The organism is Pseudomonas corrugata (assembly GCF_050920615.1).
In the GTDB taxonomy this organism is placed as follows: Bacteria; Pseudomonadota; Gammaproteobacteria; order Pseudomonadales; family Pseudomonadaceae; genus Aquipseudomonas; species Aquipseudomonas corrugata.
Genome location: NZ_CP130434.1, coordinates 4,141,933 through 4,161,533 on the forward strand (window position 1 = coordinate 4,141,933; position 19,601 = coordinate 4,161,533).

21 protein-coding genes are annotated in these 19,601 nt (G+C 61.7%); 7 read left to right on the top strand and 14 right to left on the bottom strand.

Annotated features, from left to right (window positions below; genetic code table 11):
- Positions 1–13: 13 nt before the first annotated feature.
- From QZH45_RS17940 to QZH45_RS17960, 5 genes are all read right to left on the bottom strand, one after another.
- Positions 14–844, bottom strand: a complete 831-nt coding sequence (locus tag QZH45_RS17940) for a DUF2797 domain-containing protein (RefSeq protein ID WP_024776981.1) — start codon at positions 842–844, stop codon at positions 14–16.
- Complete coding sequence (locus QZH45_RS17945) at positions 841–1,101, bottom strand: YeaC family protein (RefSeq protein WP_024776982.1); 261 nt, start codon at positions 1,099–1,101, stop codon at positions 841–843. Before QZH45_RS17945 ends, QZH45_RS17940 begins: the two co-directional genes overlap by 4 nt.
- A gap of 68 nt (positions 1,102–1,169) precedes the next feature.
- On the bottom strand, positions 1,170–2,045 hold the full coding sequence (locus QZH45_RS17950; protein WP_024776983.1) for a rhomboid family intramembrane serine protease: 876 nt from the start codon (positions 2,043–2,045) through the stop codon (positions 1,170–1,172).
- Positions 2,042–3,016, bottom strand: a complete 975-nt coding sequence (locus QZH45_RS17955; RefSeq protein ID WP_418323293.1) for a metallophosphoesterase — start codon at positions 3,014–3,016, stop codon at positions 2,042–2,044. The genes QZH45_RS17950 and QZH45_RS17955 overlap by 4 nt, the downstream gene beginning before the upstream one ends.
- Positions 3,013–3,903, bottom strand: coding sequence for an NAD(+) kinase (locus tag QZH45_RS17960; RefSeq protein WP_024776985.1), 891 nt, complete (start codon positions 3,901–3,903; stop codon positions 3,013–3,015). Before QZH45_RS17960 ends, QZH45_RS17955 begins: the two co-directional genes overlap by 4 nt.
- A gap of 103 nt (positions 3,904–4,006) precedes the next feature.
- On the opposite strand from QZH45_RS17960, the gene QZH45_RS17965 reads away from it, so the two are divergent.
- Positions 4,007–4,972 (top strand): DUF1853 family protein, encoded by a 966-nt coding sequence (locus QZH45_RS17965; RefSeq protein WP_024776986.1) that lies wholly within the window; start codon positions 4,007–4,009, stop codon positions 4,970–4,972.
- A gap of 130 nt (positions 4,973–5,102) precedes the next feature.
- Here the strand turns inward: QZH45_RS17965 and QZH45_RS17970 are convergent, their stop codons facing one another.
- From QZH45_RS17970 to QZH45_RS17990, 5 genes are all read right to left on the bottom strand, one after another.
- Positions 5,103–6,386, bottom strand: coding sequence for an arsenic transporter (locus QZH45_RS17970; RefSeq protein WP_055134908.1), 1,284 nt, complete (start codon positions 6,384–6,386; stop codon positions 5,103–5,105).
- Between the two features lie 37 nt (positions 6,387–6,423).
- The gene (locus tag QZH45_RS17975; RefSeq protein WP_024776988.1) at positions 6,424–6,774 is read right to left on the bottom strand and encodes a metalloregulator ArsR/SmtB family transcription factor; all 351 of its coding nucleotides are present in this window, start codon (positions 6,772–6,774) and stop codon (positions 6,424–6,426) included.
- Positions 6,775–6,996: 222 nt separating this feature from the next.
- The gene (locus QZH45_RS17980; protein WP_024776989.1) at positions 6,997–7,326 is read right to left on the bottom strand and encodes a DUF6124 family protein; all 330 of its coding nucleotides are present in this window, start codon (positions 7,324–7,326) and stop codon (positions 6,997–6,999) included.
- A 171-nt stretch (positions 7,327–7,497) separates the two neighbouring features.
- Positions 7,498–7,905, bottom strand: a complete 408-nt coding sequence (locus QZH45_RS17985; protein ID WP_147460414.1) for a hypothetical protein — start codon at positions 7,903–7,905, stop codon at positions 7,498–7,500.
- A gap of 331 nt (positions 7,906–8,236) precedes the next feature.
- The gene (locus tag QZH45_RS17990; RefSeq protein WP_024776991.1) at positions 8,237–8,794 is read right to left on the bottom strand and encodes an NADPH-dependent FMN reductase; all 558 of its coding nucleotides are present in this window, start codon (positions 8,792–8,794) and stop codon (positions 8,237–8,239) included.
- Positions 8,795–8,977: 183 nt separating this feature from the next.
- Between QZH45_RS17990 and QZH45_RS17995 the strand changes: the two genes are divergently transcribed.
- Together QZH45_RS17995 and QZH45_RS18000 are read left to right on the top strand one after the other, a co-directional pair.
- On the top strand, positions 8,978–9,211 hold the full coding sequence (locus QZH45_RS17995; protein WP_024776992.1) for a hypothetical protein: 234 nt from the start codon (positions 8,978–8,980) through the stop codon (positions 9,209–9,211).
- A gap of 78 nt (positions 9,212–9,289) precedes the next feature.
- Positions 9,290–10,183, top strand: coding sequence for a LysR family transcriptional regulator (locus tag QZH45_RS18000; protein WP_024776993.1), 894 nt, complete (start codon positions 9,290–9,292; stop codon positions 10,181–10,183).
- On the opposite strand, the gene QZH45_RS18005 is transcribed toward QZH45_RS18000, so the two are convergent.
- From QZH45_RS18005 to QZH45_RS18020, 4 genes are all read right to left on the bottom strand, one after another.
- A complete protein-coding gene (locus QZH45_RS18005) occupies positions 10,149–10,763 on the bottom strand; it encodes a GNAT family N-acetyltransferase (RefSeq protein ID WP_024776994.1) in 615 nt (204 codons plus the stop codon). The genes QZH45_RS18000 and QZH45_RS18005 overlap by 35 nt on opposite strands.
- A gap of 283 nt (positions 10,764–11,046) precedes the next feature.
- A complete protein-coding gene (gene dnaQ, locus QZH45_RS18010) occupies positions 11,047–11,799 on the bottom strand; it encodes a DNA polymerase III subunit epsilon (protein WP_024776995.1) in 753 nt (250 codons plus the stop codon).
- 196 nt (positions 11,800–11,995) lie between these two features.
- Positions 11,996–12,448, bottom strand: a complete 453-nt coding sequence (rnhA, locus tag QZH45_RS18015) for a ribonuclease HI (protein ID WP_024776996.1) — start codon at positions 12,446–12,448, stop codon at positions 11,996–11,998.
- An 88-nt stretch (positions 12,449–12,536) separates the two neighbouring features.
- Positions 12,537–13,295, bottom strand: a complete 759-nt coding sequence (locus QZH45_RS18020) for a class I SAM-dependent methyltransferase (protein WP_024776997.1) — start codon at positions 13,293–13,295, stop codon at positions 12,537–12,539.
- Between the two features lie 65 nt (positions 13,296–13,360).
- Here QZH45_RS18020 and gloB point away from each other — a divergent pair, with 65 nt between their 5' ends.
- The 4 genes from gloB to QZH45_RS18040 all read left to right on the top strand — a co-directional run bounded on the left by gloB (position 13,361) and on the right by QZH45_RS18040 (position 19,597).
- Entirely contained in the window at positions 13,361–14,128 is a 768-nt protein-coding gene (gene gloB, locus QZH45_RS18025) for a hydroxyacylglutathione hydrolase (protein ID WP_055135872.1), read from the top strand.
- A 99-nt stretch (positions 14,129–14,227) separates the two neighbouring features.
- Positions 14,228–15,679, top strand: coding sequence for a transglycosylase SLT domain-containing protein (locus QZH45_RS18030; protein WP_024776999.1), 1,452 nt, complete (start codon positions 14,228–14,230; stop codon positions 15,677–15,679).
- A 235-nt stretch (positions 15,680–15,914) separates the two neighbouring features.
- Positions 15,915–17,747 (top strand): extracellular solute-binding protein, encoded by a 1,833-nt coding sequence (locus QZH45_RS18035; protein WP_024777000.1) that lies wholly within the window; start codon positions 15,915–15,917, stop codon positions 17,745–17,747.
- Complete coding sequence (locus QZH45_RS18040) at positions 17,744–19,597, top strand: extracellular solute-binding protein (protein WP_024777001.1); 1,854 nt, start codon at positions 17,744–17,746, stop codon at positions 19,595–19,597. Before QZH45_RS18035 ends, QZH45_RS18040 begins: the two co-directional genes overlap by 4 nt.
- The last annotated feature ends 4 nt before the right edge of the window (positions 19,598–19,601 follow it).

Sequence of the window (19,601 nt, forward strand, 5' to 3'; positions counted from 1 at the left end):
GGGTCGAATCCTTCTACTGATGCACGGCGAGCTGGTAAGCCGTGTATTTACGAATGTTGATCACGCCGGTGTCGAAAATCAGGTACTGGCCCTTGATCCCCAGCAGCGTGCCTTCGGCAATCGGGTCCTTGTCCAGGTTGAAACTGACGATCTTGGCCGGGTATTGCTCCACCGGATAACGGATCTCGAGGGGTTCGACGTCCGCTATGGTCTGGATCGCCTGCAGGCCGAATCGTTCCTGCAAGCCCTGCAATCCCTGGGCGCAACTTTCAAACAACGAGTCGCGGATCCGCGGCAGGTCCACCGCGACGGCATCGCCCTTGAGCAAGGCGCGCCAATTGGTCTTGTCCGCTACCTGGCTGCGGAACAGATCTTCGACGAACCCCGACTGCTGACGGGTGGCAACCCGCAGGATCGGCAGCGCCTGGCTCGCACCCTGGTCCAGCCAGCGGGTCGGCAGTTGCGTGGCACGGGTGATCCCGACCTTCACCCCCGAAGAGTTGGCCAGGTACACCACATGATCGGTCATGCAGAACTGCTCGCCCCACGCCGGCTCACGGCAGGTGCCCGCGTCGAAATGGCAGCGCTCGGGGCTCATGATGCACACATCGCATTGCGCCAGCTTGGTCATGCAGGGGTAGCAATAACCCTGGCTGAAGCTGGTCTTGGTCCGGCGTCCGCAGTGGCTGCAGTGGATCGCGCCAAGGAACTCCAGGCGCACCGTGCTGCCGATCAACGGGTTGACCGGCACCTCGACATCACCCAGGCGAAAGGCATATTGAACGGTCGGTCCGTCCAGGCGTGCCGACATCTTGCTGATTGCACCGCGGCCAATCTCGATCAATGGATGGCATCCGACTTGAACAGGAGGTTCGGCACTTCGATCGATTTCGAATGGCACTCCTGCGGGCCCATGTAGCCGGTGCGCTCTTCTTCGGGCAGGTTCTGGATTTCCCAGGCGATCATTGCCTGCAACGACAACTCGCGTTGCTCGGCGGTGAGCTTGTTGCCATCGGCCCATTTACCGATTTCCACGGCCAGCTTCAGGCTCTTGTAGATGTCGGGGGTGATGTTCTGGATCATTTCGTTGAACGAGGACATGGGGTCTCCGCGCGTTCGTTTAAGTGCCAATAATAAAAAAGGTTAAGCTGACTATTGGGGCATTCGTATCATTGCCGGGGCATTTTACGGCGGGCGAAGAGCCCACCCAACAAGCCCGTGAAGCAGCCGACGAGCAGGCCGCCGACGTGGGCCCCGTTGGCGATTTCTCCGAAACCGATCATCGAGACCAGCCCGGACAGGCACAGCGCCAGCCACACCAGCATCATCACCAGCACCCCGCGGGGCAAGTGATAGGCCGGGTTGGGCGCCAGCAGTTGATAGATCCAGCAGTGTCCCAGCAGGCCGTACAACACACCGGACAAACCACCGAACAGCGTCGCGCCGCTGACCAGGTACTGGACGAAATTGGACACGAGGCTGAACAGCAGCGTCAGTCCAAGCAGGTTGATGCTGCCCTGGCGCGCTTCGATCCGCCGCCCCAGTTCCCAGTACCACATGCCATTCATGGCAATGTGCAGAAAACCGAAGTGAATCAGCATCGGTGTCACCAGGCGCCACCACTGCCCCGCAGCCAGGCTGTCGGCCAGGGGCGAGAACTGGATGTAGTCGCCGACGACGCGAAATTCCAGGAAGGTCAGCCACCGCAGGGCCTGGAGATTGTCCCCCAGCAGAGTCACGGCGCTGACGATCACGCTCAGCAACAGCACCAGGGTGGTAACGGGGCTGCGGGTCAGTTGTTCGACGATCCCGGGCCGCCGCGAGCCAGTGCCCATGGCCGGGAGTTCCAACAGTTGCTCCGGATCGCCCACCGGAAAACGCGCGTACAGGGAGCGCACGTCTTCACCGATCTCGTCCGGCACCCAGAGCACCTGCTCCCCCGCCTCTTCGCTGACGCGATGGGGTACTTGCATGCGCTGCAACAGCTTGACGAAGCCGCTCAGGTCCACGGTCAAAGGCAGGCGCAACACTGCGACAAGGCTCACTTCACCACCTCCGGCCGTTCCACATCGACCCAGACGAACTTGTGCGGGTCCAGGTGGGTTTCCTGGTCCAGCCGATAGGCGACCAACTTGCCGTAGAGCACCGCGCTGTAGTCCAGACACGCCAGGTTCGCGCGGATCGGCGCGGGTTTGCCGCTGCGCCAGTAGTGACCGACAAACAGCAAAGGCTCATCGACGCCGTAGCGCAGCAGGTTGTTCTTTTCATCCGGAGACAGTGGCCTGCGTGCCACCGGCTCGGGCAAGGCATCGGGTTGGAACACGATGTCCCCATAGGTTTTCGGATCGTCCTCCCAGAACTTGGTGCGGAAGAACGAGCGGGTCAGGCCATCGCCACCGGTCAGGGTCATGCCATGGGGCAGGCGCATGTCGGTGCCACGCAGCAGGCGGTCGAACACCGTGCAGGCGAAACTGCCCGCCTGCGCCGAGGCCTGAAGAAAGTGTTCGTCGATCCGGGCGTCCGGGAACAGACCACGCAACGGCTCGATCAGGCCGGCATCCCAGCAGGCGTGCACCACCCGGAAGCGCCCGGCATCGATAAACAGCGGCAGTTCATAGAACCACTGGAGGAAATCGTGCCATTCACCGGGGTACTGCTCGAACTGGGTCAGGGTTTCATTGAGCAGGCGGGCATGGCGCGACGTGTGTTCACGCACATACCGCTGGCCACTGCCCGGCAGTGCCGGCGTGCTCCAGCCCAGGGCGTTGAACTCGTGGTTGCCCATGATGCACAACGCCTGGCCGGCCACGACCATGTCGTGGACGATATGCAACGCCTCGCGGATCCGCGGCCCACGGTCGATGATATCGCCCAGGAACACGGCCATGCGCGACGGATGGCGCCAGACCCCGCCCTGCTTGTGGTAACCGAGTCGGTCCAGCAGGTGTTCCAGGGTCAGGGCGCATCCGTGCACGTCACCGATCAGATCGTAACTGCGCGCAGGATCGAGCATCAGTCGCCTCTACCTCCCAATCGACTGCCCCAGCCGAGCTTGGTCCGGCAGACTTCGTAGTAATTGTGATCCAGTGGATGGATCAGGCGCAGCTTCTGCGCCTTCTTGCTGACGGTGATGGTGTCACCCGGCGCGCAGGTGAAATGGTTCTGGCCGTCGCAGGACACTTGCGGGTAGATCTGCATATCCTTGGACACGACGATTTTCAGCTCACTGTTGCCATCGACCACAATGGGTCGCCCAGACAAGGTATGGGGGTACATGGGCACGATCACAATAGCGTCGAGCTTGGGGTGCATGATCGGGCCACCAGCGGAGAGCGCGTAGGCGGTGGAACCGGTGGGCGTCGCAACGATCAGGCCGTCGGCCTTCTGGCTGCAGACGAACTGGCCGTCGATGTACAGCTCGAATTCGATCATGCGCGTGGATTTGCCGGGGTGCAGCACCACGTCGTTGAGGGCGTCGCCCTGGCCGATGGCTTCGGCGTGACGGCGGACCTCGGCCTGCAGCAGGAAGCGGTTTTCCACCAGATAGTGGCCGTCGAGCACCTCGGCCACTTTGGTTTCCAGCTCGTCGGGGCGGATATCGGTCAGGAAACCGAGGCTGCCGCGGTTGATCCCCAGCACCGGAATGTTGTGCCGCGCCAGGGCTCGTGCGGCCCCCAGCAGGCTGCCGTCGCCGCCGACCACGATCACCATGTCGCAGACCTCGCCGAGCATCTTGCGCGACGACGTCTGCAGGCCATGGCCCGGCAGCACTTCGGCGATGGTATCTTCGAGGATCACATGCAGGTGTCGCTCCAGGAGAAAACGTTTGAGGCGGCGAACGGTGTCCAGGACCTGCGAACTGCCCAGGCGACCGATGATGCCGATATTGCGAAATTGCTCCATGGGGCTCCTGCGAGGGTCTGCGGCGGGCGAAAAACCCGATTATGGGCGAAAGCGGCCCATAGACAAAATTCTTTAAGCCTTCTCTACAGGCTATGCTCGCAAAATGATCCTCTTTCCCGAATTGCTGGACCTGCCCCGTCGCTTGCGCCATCCCGAGGTGCGCGATCTTGCGTGGGTGATACTGGCCCCGCCGATGCTCATCGACACGCCCTGGCCCCAACGTCATCCCCTGACCGGCAGCGACTGGGTGCAACACCCTCACCGACTGGAACAGTGGCTGCAGCAGCTGGACCGCGACAGCTACCCGCTGCTGCACTGGCTGTCCCAGGGGCGGACCCAGCGCCTGGGCCTCTATTACGAGCGGTTGTGGCAGTTTGCCGTGCAGCATGCGCCGGGCATCGAGCTGATCGCCGCGAACCTGCCGATCCGCCGCGAAGGCCAGACCCTGGGTGAACTCGACCTGCTGCTGCGCGATAAAGATGGCATCCATCACCTGGAACTGGCGATCAAGCTGTACCTCGGACCTCAACAGGGCGATGGCCGGGACACCGCGCAGTGGCTCGGTCCGGGCTGTCATGACCGGCTCGACCGTAAACTGACTCATCTGCGGGAACACCAGCTGCCGATCTCGGCGCGCCCGGAAAGCCGTGAAGCCTTGGCAGCCCTGGGCATTGAACCGTCGGGGCTCGAGCTGTTTCGCTCCGAGCTGTGGCTGGGGGGCTACCTGCTCTATCCCTGGCCCGGACAGGCCGAACCGCCAAGCGGCGCGCACCCCAGGCACCTGCGGGGCAGTTGGCTGCGCCAGCGGGACTGGCCGGCGTTCATTGCCCAGCGTCCGCCCGGCCGCTGGCAACCCCTGCCCCGCGCCGCCTGGCTGGCGCCGGCCCACTATCCGGCGGAGCAGACCTGGAGCACTGCTCAACTGGACGCCTGGCGAATGGCCCTGGACCCAATGGCGCCCGCACAGCTGATGGTGCGCCTGAGTGAAAACGCCGAAGGTGAGTGGGAAGAGGCCGAGCGGGTGTTTCTGGTGGCGGATCCGTGGCCGGATGTGCCGGGCAATGGTTGAGTTTTGTGCTGCCTGGGCGGCCCCCATCGCGAGCAGGCTCGCTCCCACAACGGATCTTCAGTGAACACAAGTTTTGTGTTTGTCATACCCCCTGTGGGAGCGAGCCTGCTCGCGATAGCGTCGCTACGGTCTAAAAGGACAAACGCAACGCCAACGCCGCCAACGTCACCAGCAACACCGGCACCGTCAACACCACCCCAACCTTGAAGTAATACCCCCAGCCAATCCGGATATCCTTGCGCGCCAGCACATGCAGCCATAGCAGCGTTGCCAGGCTGCCGATCGGCGTGATCTTCGGCCCCAGGTCGCTGCCGATGACATTGGCGTAGACCATCGCTTCCTTCACGGCGCCACTGGCCTGGCTGGCATCGATAGACAACGCGCCGACCAGTACCGTCGGCAGGTTGTTCATGACCGACGAGAGCAACGCCGTCAATACCCCGGTGCCTATCGCCGCGCCCCACACACCATAACCGGCGAAAGCGTCGAGCCAGCGGGCCAAGTGGTCGGTCAGCCCCGCGTTACGCAGGCCATAGACCACCAGGTACATGCCCAGAGAAAAGATCACGATCTGCCACGGCGCTTCCTTCATGACCTTGCGGGTGGAAATTTTGTGACCGCGTGCCGCAACCGCCAGCAGCAACGCGGCGCAGACGGCCGAAATGGCACTGATGGGAATGCCCAGGGGCTCCAGGGCAAAGCACCCCAGCAGCAGAATCACCAACACGGCCCAGCCCGCGTAGAACGTGGCGGTGTCGTGGATGGCACGGGCCGGATCGTCCAGTTGATGCGGGTCGTAGTCACGGGGGATATCGCGGCGGAAAAACCACATCAGGATCGCCAGGCTGGCCGCCACGGCCACCAGGTTCACCGGCACCATCACCGCCGCGTAGCGGTTGAAGCCGATGCCGAAGAAGTCCGCCGAGACGATATTCACCAGGTTCGACACCACCAGCGGCAGGCTCGCGGTGTCGGCAATGAAACCGGCCCCCATCACGAAAGCCAGGGTCGCCGCCGGGGAAAACCGCAGGGCCAGCAGCATGGAAATCACGATAGGCGTGAGGATCAGCGCCGCGCCGTCATTGGCGAACAACGCCGACACCAGGGCACCGAGCAGCACCATGTAAGCAAACAGCTTGCGTCCACTGCCCCGCCCCCACCGGGCCACGTGCAGCGCCGACCAGGCGAAAAAACCCGCCTCCTCCAGCAACAGACTGGTGATGATCAGCGCGACAAAGGTACCGGTGGCATTCCAGATGATCTGCCACACCAGCGGGATGTCGGAAATCTGCACTACCCCGCTCAACAACGCCAGCAGCGCGCCGAACGTCGCGCTCCAGCCAACGCCGAGCCCTTTGGGCTGCCAGATCACCAGGGTTATGGTCAGCAGGAAAATCAATGACGCGACAAGCATGCGTTACAGCCTTGGAAAGAGGGATTGATAAGCAGCGTCAGCAGCAACGCGCCAGCGGACGATCGGTCATCGCCGCCAGGCGCTCGACATCCGCCGCCAGCCAGGCCGCATTGGCCGCCAGGGCCTGCTGCAGCAAGGTGCTGATCCAGGAAGGCAATTGTGGGTGCAGACGGTAATAGACCCACTGCCCTTGCCGCCGATCACTGAGCAGGTCGGCATGACGCAACTGCGCCAGGTGCCGGGAGATTTTCGGCTGGCTCAGGTCCAGCGCGGCCGTGAGCTCACAGACACACAACTCCCCCTCGCGGGCCACCAGCAGCGCAATGCGGGTCCGGGTGTCATCCGCAAGGGCCTTGAAGACATCGACGGGATTGTGGGGATTGGACATGACGGAAAACAGTCTGGGGAAGCGAAGGACGAATATATGGAAACTCGAATATTCAGTAAAGCGGCGATTGGTGCTGCAAGCCCCCCCCTGTGGCGAGGGGATTCATCCCCGCTGGGGTGCGAAGCAGCCCTAAAATCCAGCAACTCGATATGCCAGATAGAATCAGGGGGCGCTGCGACGTTTCGCTAAATCCCCTCGCCACAGGGGGATGGGTTGTGCCTGCTAGCGCGGATCGACGTTATCCAGCGCCCGGTTCGCCAGTAATCCGCCCAGCTCGATCAATTGCTGAATGCCCAACGCTACATGTCGTCGCGAGCCGTCCAGTTCGAAGGCCAGGTCGCTGATCATGGCGTCCGCAGAGGCCAGGGTTTCACTGAGGTTCGCGAGCAGGCACTCCGTGTCGATGCCATTCACAAGGGTGAAGAGCTTGCCTGGCGGCGGATTCGTGTCGGACTCGGGTTTGAGGTAGAAGTCGAGGGCGCGCTTGGCGGCGTCGTCGAAGGTCATTGAGTCTGGATCGGTGTCCGGCGGATTGGGTGTTGGTTTGAACATGATTGAAGCTCCTATGGGGTGAAGCCACCAAAAACTGTCGCTAAACAGAAATGGGTGGCAGCTGCACGCAGGTTAGCGAACCGGTCATAGGCACCCGGTAGACCCGAAGGTCTCCCACATACAGCCGCCATAACGTCATTGCAGTCATATCTGCCATGAAGCATGGAGCGCTCATGTGCCTAGAATGATCCGGGTCGCTAAACCCGATCGCTGATTTGTCAGCGACCGGCAAACGATAGAACCCGCGCCCCAGGCGCACAAGCCGGCGGATTCTGGCGCAGTTGTAGGCAATGGCGCAAGGCGGTGTAGCCCGGTGCAGCTGTGTCCTACATCGGACTTACTCTTACGAAAATAAATGCGTCCCCTTTTTTTGTCCTTCCAGTAAAGGTGGAAAACATCACCGACCTCCATCTGGGTCCAGGGATCGACGATGCATAGCAGTCCTCCCTCCACCAGCCTGGCCGGAATGCCCGCGTCATAATCCTCGACGAAAAGCGTCCAGCCCGGAAACCAGGGCGACTCAAGGCCGGCAAGCGGTTGGCTGTCTGGTGAATAGCGTGGGGGAAATCGCTTTTCCATGGGGGTACACCTCGGCTGGTTGAGGGGCCGCCAATAAAGCAGTAGAAACGCAATGACGGTGGGAAGGGCCTGCTTCGCAGTCCAGCGGGAGCAAGCTCCCTCGCCACGGGATTATTAGGACGCGCCGGGGTGAAGGCGTCTACTGTCAGAGCTGACAGTAGACGGGGGATCTGAAGCGAGAGATAAACCTGTGGCGAGGGAATTTAGCGAAACGTCGAACCGCCCCGCAGGGATGCGACGCAGCCCTAAAAGCTTTGGGACCGCTGCGCGCTCCAACGGGGATAAATCCCCTCGCCACAGAGGAAGTTGTTTGCCTAAGGCACCAAGGACATCAAGCCTTTTTGTGCTGCTCGACCCACTGGCCATAGGCATTGATGAATGTCTGCAGGAACGGCTTCACCGACTCCGACACATGACCCGCCTCATCGAACGCCGTACCGGCATTGCTCAGGTAGCCTTCGGGTTGCTGCATGCACGGCACATTGAGGAACACCAGGGACTGGCGCAGATGGTGATTGGCGCCAAAACCGCCGATGGCGCCCGGCGAGGCGCTGATCACCGCACCCGGCTTGCCGCTCAGGCAGCTCTGGCCGTAGGGACGCGAACCGACGTCGATGGCGTTCTTCAACGGTGCCGGCACGGAACGGTTGTACTCCGGGGTGACGAACAGCAAAGCGTCGGCTGCGCCCACCTGCTGGCGGAAGGTGCTGTAGGCAGCCGGGGGCGAGGCATCAATGTCTTCGTTGTAGAGCGGCAGGTCGCCTATCTCGACGATCTCCAGCTTCAGGTTGGCAGGCGCCAGATCCGCCAGTGCCAGTGCCAACTTGCGATTGATCGACGCCTTGCGCAGGCTTCCCACTAAAACGGCCACTGTATAGACATTACTCATTGGATGTTCTCGGCTAGGGATCAAAGGGGACTCTACTTATAGATGATCGGGCGGATTATTGGACCAGCGGAAAGTCGAAAACCGGCCGCTTGGACTATTTTTTTCTTGTAGGAAAACTTACCGCGCATGGGCAAGGTCTACAGAACCGTAAATCGAGTGATCTATTTCCAGAGGTTCTAAGCAATGGCAGCAGTACTTGTCGGACAATTTCATGCGCGGGACGCCGAAGGTCGCGTCTATTCGGTGCATGAATTCCAGGAATCGACCCCGTCGCCGGACGGAAACGGCAAGGAGCCTGTCACCACCTACAAACTGGCCATCGGTGATCGGGTCAGCAAGCTCGATGAGGACAGGTTCCTGCTGGTACAGTCCGGCATTGAATTGGTGCGCGAACCCGAAACGCAAATAGCTTTATGACATAAGCAGAAGTCATGCCCGGACTTGGGTTAGGATTCAGCCATTCAATGGCTCTCCCGCCGCACACGGACTTCTTGCATGCGACTACGCCACATCGAAGTGATCCAGGCGCTGCTGCAGACCGGCCACTTGGGCACGGCGGCCGAATGGCTGCAATTGCCGGTCGCTGACGTCGAGTCGACCCTGCGCGATGCCGAAGCTCAACTGGGCTTCATGCTGTTCGCCAGTGTGCGCGGACGATTGCAGGCTACTCGCGAAACCCTTGAATTGCGCGATGGCATCACGGGCGTGTATGACGCCCTCGAGCCGGTACAGCGGTTGGCCAGCAGCTTGAAACACTACCAGGCGCCACCCCTGCGGATCATCTGCACCCCACCATTGGCCCAGCAACTGTTGCCGCGAAGCATGGCCGCCCTGCGCCGCCGCTATCCTGACGCGCCTTGCACGCTACTCAGCCAGCCAACCCGCGACATCGTCCGCAGCCTGCTGCTGCGCGACAGCGATCTGGGTCTGAGCCTGCACGACCCCGAGCATCCGGACATCCACTGCCAGATGATCGCCCAGGGAAAACTGCAACTGCTGGCCCCTCACGGCTGGCTGCAGCCGCGGCAAAAGTACATTTCTCTTCAGGATCTCGCTGGCCAGTCGCTGGTGGGGCTCGACGGCCAGGATCCGCTGAGCCCGGTGTTCGACAATAAACTCGGAGCGCTGCGCCCGGCACCGGTAATCCAGATCCGCGTCCAGACCCACCAGATGATGCGCGCCATGGTCGAGGCCGGCGAAGGCCTGGCCATCGTCGATCCCTTTACCGCCTCGGGCGCCAAGGATGGCGGGCTGGACGTATGCCCGGTGTCACCCGCCATTCCCATCTGCCTCTATGCCCTGCGCCTGACCGGCGCGCCCGCGTCACCCACGCTTCAATCGCTGCTGGAGCTGGTTACGGAACAAGCCGAGGCATTGCTGAACCATTGACCGACATACCCAGCGGATCGTCGAACAACCGGTACCAGAACAGCGCCACTTCGGCGGTATGCCGGTCAATTCCGCGATAGCGCAATTGATCGATGCCGCCGAGGACATAACCGCAGCGCTCATAGAGCCGGCAGGCACCCAGGTTGTTGTTCTGGGTTTCCAGCATGATCCCCGGGAGTTTTTTCTTGCGGCTCCAGAATTGCGCCACGTCGAGCAGAGCCTTGGCCACCCCATGACGACGGGCCGGGGCATGCACCGCCAGTTCGTCGATGTGGGCAACGCCGTTCCAGTTGGTACTGATCACCAGGTGCCCCACCGGCTGGTCATCCAGATAGGCCATGAAGATTTCGCTGTCAGGGGCATCGTGAAAGCTGCTGAATTCTTCCGGGTCGATGCCATAGCACTTTTGATAGGGAACAATGGGCGTTACCGGCCATTGGCTCACGGGTTGGCCGATCTGCGCCGCGCCATAGGCGCTGACTTCAAAACTGAAATCACTGCCCCATATGTACGCAGCGAAGCCGTCATCGACGACCCGCACGGACAGGCCTGGGTGTTTGGGATTCATGACCGACTGCATACTGGTATAGGTCCTCATTCCTTGAGCCAACCAATGGCACGTTGCAATCCATTACCCTTGCCTCTCGAAACTGTATACATCAAACGGCTACCCATGGATTGCCGTTACCTCAGGTTAGAAGGTACTGGCGATTGTGGCGAGAAATGAACAATGAACAATGACACTGCTGTCCCCTGTGGGAGCGAGCCTGCTCGCGATAGCGGTGCGCCAGTCATCTCGTGAGTGACTGTTCGACCGCTATCGCGAGCAGGATCGCTCCCACAGGGGTTCAATCGTCAATTCCTCACTGGCCGGCTTCAGCCAACTGCGTCCACAGTGCCGGGGCGCCAGCGGACTTGGCGATGGATTCCAGGCGCGCGGCATGTTCGGCCAGGTCGGTTTCACTGGCACGAATGATCCGGGCGGGCTGACGGTCGGCGGGCAAACGACGAATTTCGCTGGCCCGGCCACCCGAGCCTTCGCCGGAGCCATTACCGTCCGACGCGTTGCCAGCAAGGGAGAGGCTGGTTTGACCGCCGGTCATCGTCAGGTAGACGTCGGCAAGAATCTCGGAGTCGAGCAAGGCGCCGTGCAGTTCACGGCCGGAGTTATCGACGCCATAACGCTTGCACAAGGCGTCGAGGCTGTTGCGCTGCCCCGGGTGCCGCTCGCGAGCCATCAGCAAGGTGTCGAGAATGGAGCAATGCTGGCTGATGTCGGCCCGGTCGTGCTGCCCCATCAAGGCGAATTCGTTGTTGATGAAGCCAACGTCGAATGCCGCGTTGTGAATGATCAGCTGCGCGCCCTGGATGAACTCGAAGAATTCATCGGCCACTTCGGCGAAGCGCGGCTTGCCCACCAGGAATTCGTTGGTAATACCGTGGACACCGATAGCGCCCTCGTCGCTTTCGCGGTCCGGTTGCAGGTAGACATGGAAGTGGCGACCGGTCAGCCGCCGACCGATCAGCTCGACACAGCCGATCTCGATAATCCGGTGACCATCGGTCACCGGCATGCCGGTGGTTTCGGTATCCAGTACTACAGATCTGTTGGCCATCAGTGTTCAGCTCTCAACGGGCGTGCTTGCAAAGGCGGGGATGGTAACACGCCCAAGGAAAACTGCCGCAGTCGGACCTGTGGGAGCATGGCTTGCCCGCGATGCAGGCGATGCGGTATTTGAAATAGAGGCGTCTGTTTCGCGAGCAAGCTTTGCTCCCAGGGTTCCCCTCGCCGCAGGGGGCTTTGCTGAAGCATCAGGCCTGCTTGTAACCCCGCACCTCATCCACCCCACGGTTGGCCAACTGGTCGGCCCGTTCGTTGCCGTGGTGGCCGATGTGCCCGCGAACCCACTTCCAGGTCACGTTATGGCGGCTGACCTGCTCGTCCAGCAGCTTCCAGAGGTCGGCATTCTTGACCGGTTCTTTCGCGGCGGTCTTCCAGCCGCGCTTCTTCCAATTGGCCATCCACTCGTTGATGCCTTTCATCACGTACTGCGAGTCGGTCACCAGCAGCACGTCGCAGGGTCGCTTGAGTTCCTCCAGGCCGCGGATGGCGCCCATCAGTTCCATGCGATTATTGGTGGTATTGGCTTCGCCCCCCCAGAGTTCCTTCTCCACGCCCTTGAAGACCAACAGCGCACCCCAACCGCCCGGACCGGGGTTGCCCTTGCAGGCGCCGTCAGTGAAGAGTTCTACGCTATCGCTCATGCCCATCCATCCAGAAAAAATGCAAAGGCCTGCCAGTCGGGAGCGCCAACCTCCAGGTTGACGATGCCGGGCAGGCCATCGGAAACAGTTATGGCTCGATATGGCGACGATTGACCTTGGCCATCGGCAAGGGAATCAGCTTGCCCATCGGCTCGCGTCGCACCTGACGCACCGGGCGCAGCCCGACCACGATCTTGCGGGCCACCAGCAGATAGAAGCCGCCACCGGACAGCTGCCAGTCGCCAGCTTTGCGCTCCCAACCGGCCAGGCGGGCCTGCCACTTGGGCGACGCAAGCGGCGGACGATAGCACCCGAAGCGGCGTTTCTCCAGCGCGAAGCCCAGCAGGTTGAGCCAGTCGCCCACCCTCGATGCCGAGATGCAGCGGGCCTGGCGCAGGGCGTCATGGGCGAAGACATGACGCAGCCCCCAAGTGCTCCAGGGGTTGAGACCGATGATCAACAGATGACCACCTGGGCGCACGCTGCTGGCGGCTTCACGCAGCAGGCCGTGGGGAGACAGGCAGAAATCCAGGCCGTGCTGCATCACTACCACATCGGCGGCGTGCTCGCTCAACGGCCAGGCCTGCTCCTCGCAGACGATCTCCACCCCGGGCAGCGGTGCGCCCAGGCGCACGTTGCGCTGGACCTGCGGTGCCGACGGCGGCGTCTGCGCCGACGGACCGTAGTGCACCAGGTAACCGCCGAAGAAGCGACTCAGCTCGTCTTCGAGCATGCGCCGTTCCTCTTCCAGCAAAAATTGCCCGACGGGGCCGGACAGCCATTCACGGGCCGCGCTGATCAAGGCCAGCCAGTCAGGATCGGCCTGAGCGAACGCTTCGTCAGTCATTGCATTCTCCAACGCGTCAGGAAGTTCTAAGATGCGCCTTTGTTTTCCGCTTGGCGAATTCCGCGATGATACAGATCAGTGCCCTGCCCGCCTTCACCGATAACTACATCTGGTTGTTACAGGATCACTCCAGCCGCCGCTGCGCCGTGGTCGACCCTGGTGACGCCGCGCCTGTCCAGGCCTGGCTCGATGCACATCCGGCCTGGGTCTTGAGCGACATCTTGATCACCCACCATCACCATGATCATGTCGGCGGCGTCCAGGCGCTGAAAAATGCGACGAACGCCACCGTCTGCGGCCCGGCCAGCGAGAACATCCCGGCGCGGGACGTAGCGCTCAAGGATAACGACCAGATCAAGGTGCTCGGCCTGGACTTCGATGTCTACGCCGTGCCCGGCCATACATTGGGGCATATAGCCTATTACCACCATGGCCTGTTGTTTTGCGGCGACACCCTGTTCGCCGCCGGTTGCGGACGGCTCTTCGAGGGCACGCCGGAACAGATGCACCACTCCCTCGGCCGCCTCGCCGCCCTGCCGGACGATACGCTGGTCTATTGCACCCATGAATACACCCTCAGCAACCTGAAGTTCGCCGCTGCGGTGGAGCCGGACAACCCGGACATCGCCGCCCGCCTGGAAAAAGTCGGCCGACAGCGCAGCGAGGGCATCATGACCCTACCGTCGACCCTGGCCCTGGAAAAACTCACCAACCCATTCCTGCGCACCACTGCAACATCCGTTAAACAAAAAGCAGACGAACGGAACAACCAGCGAAACGGGACGCCGAGTGAGGTTTTTGCGGCCTTGAGGGCCTGGAAAGATAAGTTCTAAGCCCCCCATCGACTGATACAAAAATTCTGAATGGTTGACCTGTTGGGGTGCGCTTTCTAGAATCGGCCGACATTTTTGCCCGGAACTTACTTCCAGCCAATGTCGTCATCCATACGCAGGTCCGTCCCGTCAGCTACTTTGACCCGCCTGGCTCAAGCCATCGCGGTGGCTGTGTCCGCGATCCTGGCGGGCTGCCAGAGCTCGGGCCAGATCCCCCAGAACGACGCGGTCACGCCGAAGAACATGGCGGCCCGTGCCAAGCAGAAGCCGGTCTGGCTCAGCGAGAAACCCAGCCCCCAGGCCCCCCAGGACATCTGGGAGCGCATGCGCCAGGGCTTCCAGTTGCAGGAAACCGCCGGGGTCAACCCGCGTATCGAGCAACAGCGCCTGTGGTTCGCCAGCAACCCGGCGTTCCTCGAGGGTGCCGGTGAGCGCGGCAGCCTGTACATGCACTACATCGTCGAACGCCTCGAAGAACGCAACATGCCACTGGAGCTGGCGCTCCTGCCGGTGATCGAAAGCGCCTACAACCCCATGGCCTATTCACGGGCCAACGCCGTTGGACTATGGCAGTTCATTCCGTCCACGGGTCGTTACTTCAACCTGCGCCAGACCCGCTTCTATGACGGGCGTCGCGACATCACCGCCTCCACCACGGCGGCCCTGGACTACCTGACGCGCCTGCACGACATGTTCAACGGTGACTGGCTGTTGGCGCTGGCCGCCTATAACGCCGGCGAAGGTACGGTCAGCCGCGCCATCGAGCGTAACGAAAAACTCGGCCTGCCCACCGACTACTGGAACCTGCCGCTGCCCGCCGAGACCCAGGCCTACGTGCCCAAGCTGCTGGCGCTGTCCCAGGTGGTGCTCGCCCCCGAAGCCTATGGGGTGAACCTCAACCCGATCGCCAATGAGCCCTACTTCCAGGTCGTCGAGATCAACCAGCGCATGGACCTGTCCAAGGTCGCGGAGGTGGCCAACATCGACGAAGACGAGCTGTTCCAGCTCAACCCGGCCTTCAAGCAGCGCACCACCATCGACGGCCCGCAGCACCTGCTGGTGCCCACCTCCAAGGCCCAGTTGCTGACCGCCAGCCTGTCGACCATGCGCCCGGAAGAGCTGATCAGCCAGCGCTCGCTCAAACCGGTTTTCGAATCCGCCGATGACGCTGAAGTGGAAGGCGCCAGGCGCACCTACCGCGTCAAGCGCGGTGACAACCTGGGCCAGATCGCCAAGGCCAACCACGTCCAGACGAAGGACCTGCAACGCTGGAACAAACTCAGCGGCAGCAAGCTCAAGATCGGCCAGACCCTGGTGATGCAGGACGCCAGGCCGGCCAAGGCGACCGGCAAGCGCATCAATACCGTGGTGGCCGCCAACAGCACCAAGGAAAAGACCAAGCAGACCCAATACAAGGTCAAGCAGGGTGATTCGTTGTATGTCGTGGCCAAGCGCTTCAATGTGGAAATGCAACACCTCAAGCGCTGGAACCCACGCATGGGCAAGGCCCTCAAGCCTGGACAGATGCTGACGGTCTATTCCCCACACTGACCTGTGAGAACCCCACAGACCTTTGAAGCAGAGCCCTGTGGGAGCAAAGCTTGCTCGCGATAGCGGTGCACCAGCCAACACAGTTGTCGACTGCCCCACAATCGCGAGCAAGCTTCGCTCCCACAGGTTTGCGGCTAACTGACCGGCATTCCCCCCAGGCCGCCTTTTTCCTGCCGATACAAGCTGTTACTGTACAGGCCATGAAAGCCCAAGCCGCCTGGATCGGATACCAGACTTGATACGTCCCCTCCTCCCGCTCCTGATCAGCCTGGCCCTGAGCTTCCCCGCCAGCGCAACCATCAGCGAAAGCCATGGCTACGCACAATTTGGCACGCTCAAGTACCCGGCCCGATTTACCCACTTCGACTGGGTCAACCCGCAAGCGCCCAAGGGCGGTACCTTGCGAGTCATGGCATTCGGCACCTTCGATACGCTCAACCCCTATACCTTCAAGGGCAGCAGCCCGGTTTCCACACCCAATTTCCTGCAATACGGCATCAACGAGCTGAACGAGCCGCTGATGGTCGGCACGGGCCAGTACGCGCCTTCCGGCGATGAGCCGACGTCGAGCTATGGCCTGATCGCCCAGAGCGTGGAATACAACGAAAACCGCAGCTGGGTGGTCTTCAACCTGCGACCCGAGGCGCGGTTTCACGATGGCGTCCCGATCACTGCCTATGATGTGGCGTTCTCCTACCGGACGCTGCTCAAGGAAGGCCACCCGCAATACCGCACCAGCCTGCAGGAAGTGCTGCGGGTCGACATCCTCAATCCGCTGAAGATCCGTTTTGTCTTCAAGCGCTCGGGCAATCCGTTGCTGATCCTGCGCCTGGGCGAGCTACCGGTGCTGCCTCAGCATTACTGGAAAGACCGCGACTTCAAGTCCACCACGTTCGAGCCGCCCCTGGGCAGCGGACCCTACCGCATCACCAAGGTGCAGCCTGGCCGCCAACTGGTGTTCGAGCGGGTCAAGGACTACTGGGGCAAAGACCTTCCGGTCAATCGCGGCAAGTACAACTTCGACCGGATGGAAGTGGAGTTCTACCGCGACAGCGACGTGGCCTTCGAAGCCTTCAAGGCGGGCGAGTTCGACATCTACATCGAACACCAGGCCAAGAACTGGGCCAACGGTTATGACTTTCCGGCGGTCAACCGTGGCGACGTGATCAAGGCGCAGATCGCCCACCAGATCCCGACGCAGACCCAGGGCCTGTTCATGAACACCCGGCGCAGCACGTTCGCCGAGATCAAGGTGCGAGAGGCCCTGGGGTTGATGTTCGACTTCGAGTGGACCAACCGCACGCTGTTCAGCAGCGCCTACAAACGCACCCTCAGTTACTACCCCAACAGCGAATTTTCCGCCAGTGACCTGCCGGTGGGCCACGAATGGCTGTTGCTCAAGCCATACCGTGAACAATTGCCGCCCCGGCTGTTCACCGAACCCTTCAGCCTGCCCCATACCGACGGTCGCGGCATTCCCCGGGAAACCCTGCGCAAGGCCCTCGGGCTGCTGAAAGAGGCCGGATGGACCCTCCATGGCCAGCGTCTGTCGAACAGCGACAGCAAGCCCCTGAGTTTCGAGATCCTGCTGGTGAACCCGAACCTGGAGCGCATCCTGCAGCCCTACGTCGAGAACCTCACCAACATCGGCATCCAGGCCCGTCTGCGCACCGTGGATCGCGCCCAGTACAAACAGCGCCTGGACCAGTTCGACTTCGACATGGTCCTGCTGACCCTGAACCAGACGCTCAGCCCGGGCCTGGAGCAATGGCAGTACTTCCATTCCAGCCAGGTCGGAGTCAAGGGCAGCAAGAATTACGCCGGGATCGCCAACCCCGTGGTCGACCACTTGCTGGAAAAACTGCTCGCCGCCCAGACCCGCGACGAACAGGTTGCCGCCGGCAGAGCCCTGGACCGTGTACTGTTGTGGCAGCACTACTGCATTCCCAACTGGTATCTGAATTATCATCGCCTGGCCTACCGTAACCGGTTCGCCTTTGTCACCACGCCGCCCTACACCCTGGGCCTGAACGCGTGGTGGCTGAAATCTTCGGAGAAAGATCAATGAAGCCTTTACGCGCCCTGCTCCTGCAGGCCGGTGGCCTGCTTTTCGCCGGGCTGGCCTGCGCCGCGCCGCAGCACGCCTTGACCCTGTACAACGAGCCACCGAAATATCCGGCCGATTTCAAGCACTTCAACTATGTGAACCCGGACGCGCCCAAGGGCGGGATATTCCGCCAGGGTGGCTTTGGCAGCTTCGACAGCCTCAACCCGTTCATCAGCAAAGGCGTGCCGGCTGATGACATCGGCCTGATCTACGACACCCTGGCCAAGCAAGGCCTCGACGAACCCTTCACCGAATACGGCCTGCTCGCCGAAAAAATCGAGAAAGCCCCGGACAATGCCTGGGTGCGTTTCTACCTGCGTCCCGAAGCCCGGTTCCACGACGGCCATCCGGTACGCGCCGAAGACGTGGTCTTCAGCTTCCAGACCCTGACCAAGGACGGCGCACCGATGTTCCGCGGCTATTACAACGACGTCGCCGAAGTCATCGCCGAAGACCCGCTCAAGGTGCTGTTCAAGTTCAAGCACACGAACAACCGTGAACTGCCGCTGATCCTCGGCCAACTGCCGGTGTTGCCCAAGCACTGGTGGGCTGATCGCGACTTCAACTCGGGTAACCTGGAGCCCCCCCTGGGCAGCGGCCCCTACAGGGTCGCCGAGGTGAAAGCCGGACGCTCGATCCGCTATGAGCGGGTCAAGGACTATTGGGGCAAGGACCTTCCGGTCAATCGCGGCTTCTACAACTTCGATGTGCTGACCACCGACTACTACCGCGACAACACCGTCGCGGTCGAGGCCCTGAAAGCCGGGCAGTTCGATTTCTGGCTGGAAATGACCGCCAAGAACTGGGCCAACGCCTACAACATCCCGGCCGTCGCCGAAGGCCGGCTGATCAAGGAACAGATTCCCAACGGCAACCCCACCGGCATGCAGGGCTTCATCTACAACCTCCGTCGCCCGGTGTTCCAGGACGTGCGGGTGCGCAAGGCCCTGAGCCTGCTGCTGGACTTCGAATGGACCAACAAGCAACTGTTCAACGGCGCCTATGCCCGCACCCGCAGTTATTTCGAGAATTCGGAAATGGCTGCCACTGGCCTGCCCGGTGAAGACGAACTGAAAATCCTCGAGCCCCTGCGCGGCAAGATTCCCGAGCAGGTCTTCACCGAAGCGTTCCAGCCTTCGATATGCGATGGCAGCGGCATGATCCGCGAGCAGCAGCGCAAGGCCTATCAGTTGCTGCAAGAAGCCGGCTGGCGCATCGTCGACGACAAGATGGTCGATACCCAGGGCAAACCGGTGGTGCTGGAGTTCCTGCTGGCACAGACCGAATTCGAACGGGTGCTGCTACCGTTCAAGCGCAACCTGAGTGACCTGGGCATCGAGCTGGTGATCCGTCGGGTCGACGTGTCCCAGTACGTCAACCGCGTGCGCTCCCGGGATTTCGATCTGATGGTGGGCAGCTTCCCGCAGTCCAGCTCGCCGGGTAACGAGCAGCGCGAGTTCTGGATGTCGGCCGCCGCCGACAGGCCCGGCAGCCGCAATACCATGGGTTTGAAGGATCCGGCCGTCGACGAGCTGGTGGAACAACTGATCAACGCCGACTCACGCAAGAGCCTGGTGGCCCACGCCCGAGCCCTGGATCGCGTGCTCCAATGGGGCTACTACGTGATTCCCAACTGGCACATCAAGACCTGGCGCGTGGCCTACTGGAACCACATCGCTCATCCGAAAGTCACGCCGACCTATGACATCGGCACGACCACCTGGTGGGTCAAGCCGGACACCAAACCTGCCGATGAAGTAAAGCAAGTGATCGAACAACAGAACAACGCTGCCCCGGCGAGCGTGGAGTAACCCG

Excerpts from the sequence above, each read along its gene's own strand:
- QZH45_RS17945 (WP_024776982.1), bottom strand. The coding sequence starts at position 1,101 with ATGTCCTCGTTCAACGAAATGATCCAGAACATCACCCCCGACATCTAC.
- QZH45_RS17960 (WP_024776985.1), bottom strand. The coding sequence starts at position 3,903 with ATGGAGCAATTTCGCAATATCGGCATCATCGGTCGCCTGGGCAGTTCG.
- QZH45_RS17965 (WP_024776986.1), top strand. The coding sequence starts at position 4,007 with ATGATCCTCTTTCCCGAATTGCTGGACCTGCCCCGTCGCTTGCGCCAT.
- QZH45_RS17970 (WP_055134908.1), bottom strand. The coding sequence starts at position 6,386 with ATGCTTGTCGCGTCATTGATTTTCCTGCTGACCATAACCCTGGTGATC.
- QZH45_RS17975 (WP_024776988.1), bottom strand. The coding sequence starts at position 6,774 with ATGTCCAATCCCCACAATCCCGTCGATGTCTTCAAGGCCCTTGCGGAT.
- QZH45_RS17980 (WP_024776989.1), bottom strand. The coding sequence starts at position 7,326 with ATGTTCAAACCAACACCCAATCCGCCGGACACCGATCCAGACTCAATG.
- QZH45_RS17985 (WP_147460414.1), bottom strand. The coding sequence starts at position 7,905 with ATGGAAAAGCGATTTCCCCCACGCTATTCACCAGACAGCCAACCGCTT.
- QZH45_RS17990 (WP_024776991.1), bottom strand. The coding sequence starts at position 8,794 with ATGAGTAATGTCTATACAGTGGCCGTTTTAGTGGGAAGCCTGCGCAAG.
- QZH45_RS17995 (WP_024776992.1), top strand. The coding sequence starts at position 8,978 with ATGGCAGCAGTACTTGTCGGACAATTTCATGCGCGGGACGCCGAAGGT.
- QZH45_RS18000 (WP_024776993.1), top strand. The coding sequence starts at position 9,290 with ATGCGACTACGCCACATCGAAGTGATCCAGGCGCTGCTGCAGACCGGC.
- QZH45_RS18005 (WP_024776994.1), bottom strand. The coding sequence starts at position 10,763 with ATGCAGTCGGTCATGAATCCCAAACACCCAGGCCTGTCCGTGCGGGTC.
- dnaQ (WP_024776995.1), bottom strand. The coding sequence starts at position 11,799 with ATGGCCAACAGATCTGTAGTACTGGATACCGAAACCACCGGCATGCCG.
- rnhA (WP_024776996.1), bottom strand. The coding sequence starts at position 12,448 with ATGAGCGATAGCGTAGAACTCTTCACTGACGGCGCCTGCAAGGGCAAC.
- QZH45_RS18020 (WP_024776997.1), bottom strand. The coding sequence starts at position 13,295 with ATGACTGACGAAGCGTTCGCTCAGGCCGATCCTGACTGGCTGGCCTTG.
- gloB (WP_055135872.1), top strand. The coding sequence starts at position 13,361 with ATGATACAGATCAGTGCCCTGCCCGCCTTCACCGATAACTACATCTGG.
- QZH45_RS18030 (WP_024776999.1), top strand. The coding sequence starts at position 14,228 with ATGTCGTCATCCATACGCAGGTCCGTCCCGTCAGCTACTTTGACCCGC.
- QZH45_RS18040 (WP_024777001.1), top strand. The coding sequence starts at position 17,744 with ATGAAGCCTTTACGCGCCCTGCTCCTGCAGGCCGGTGGCCTGCTTTTC.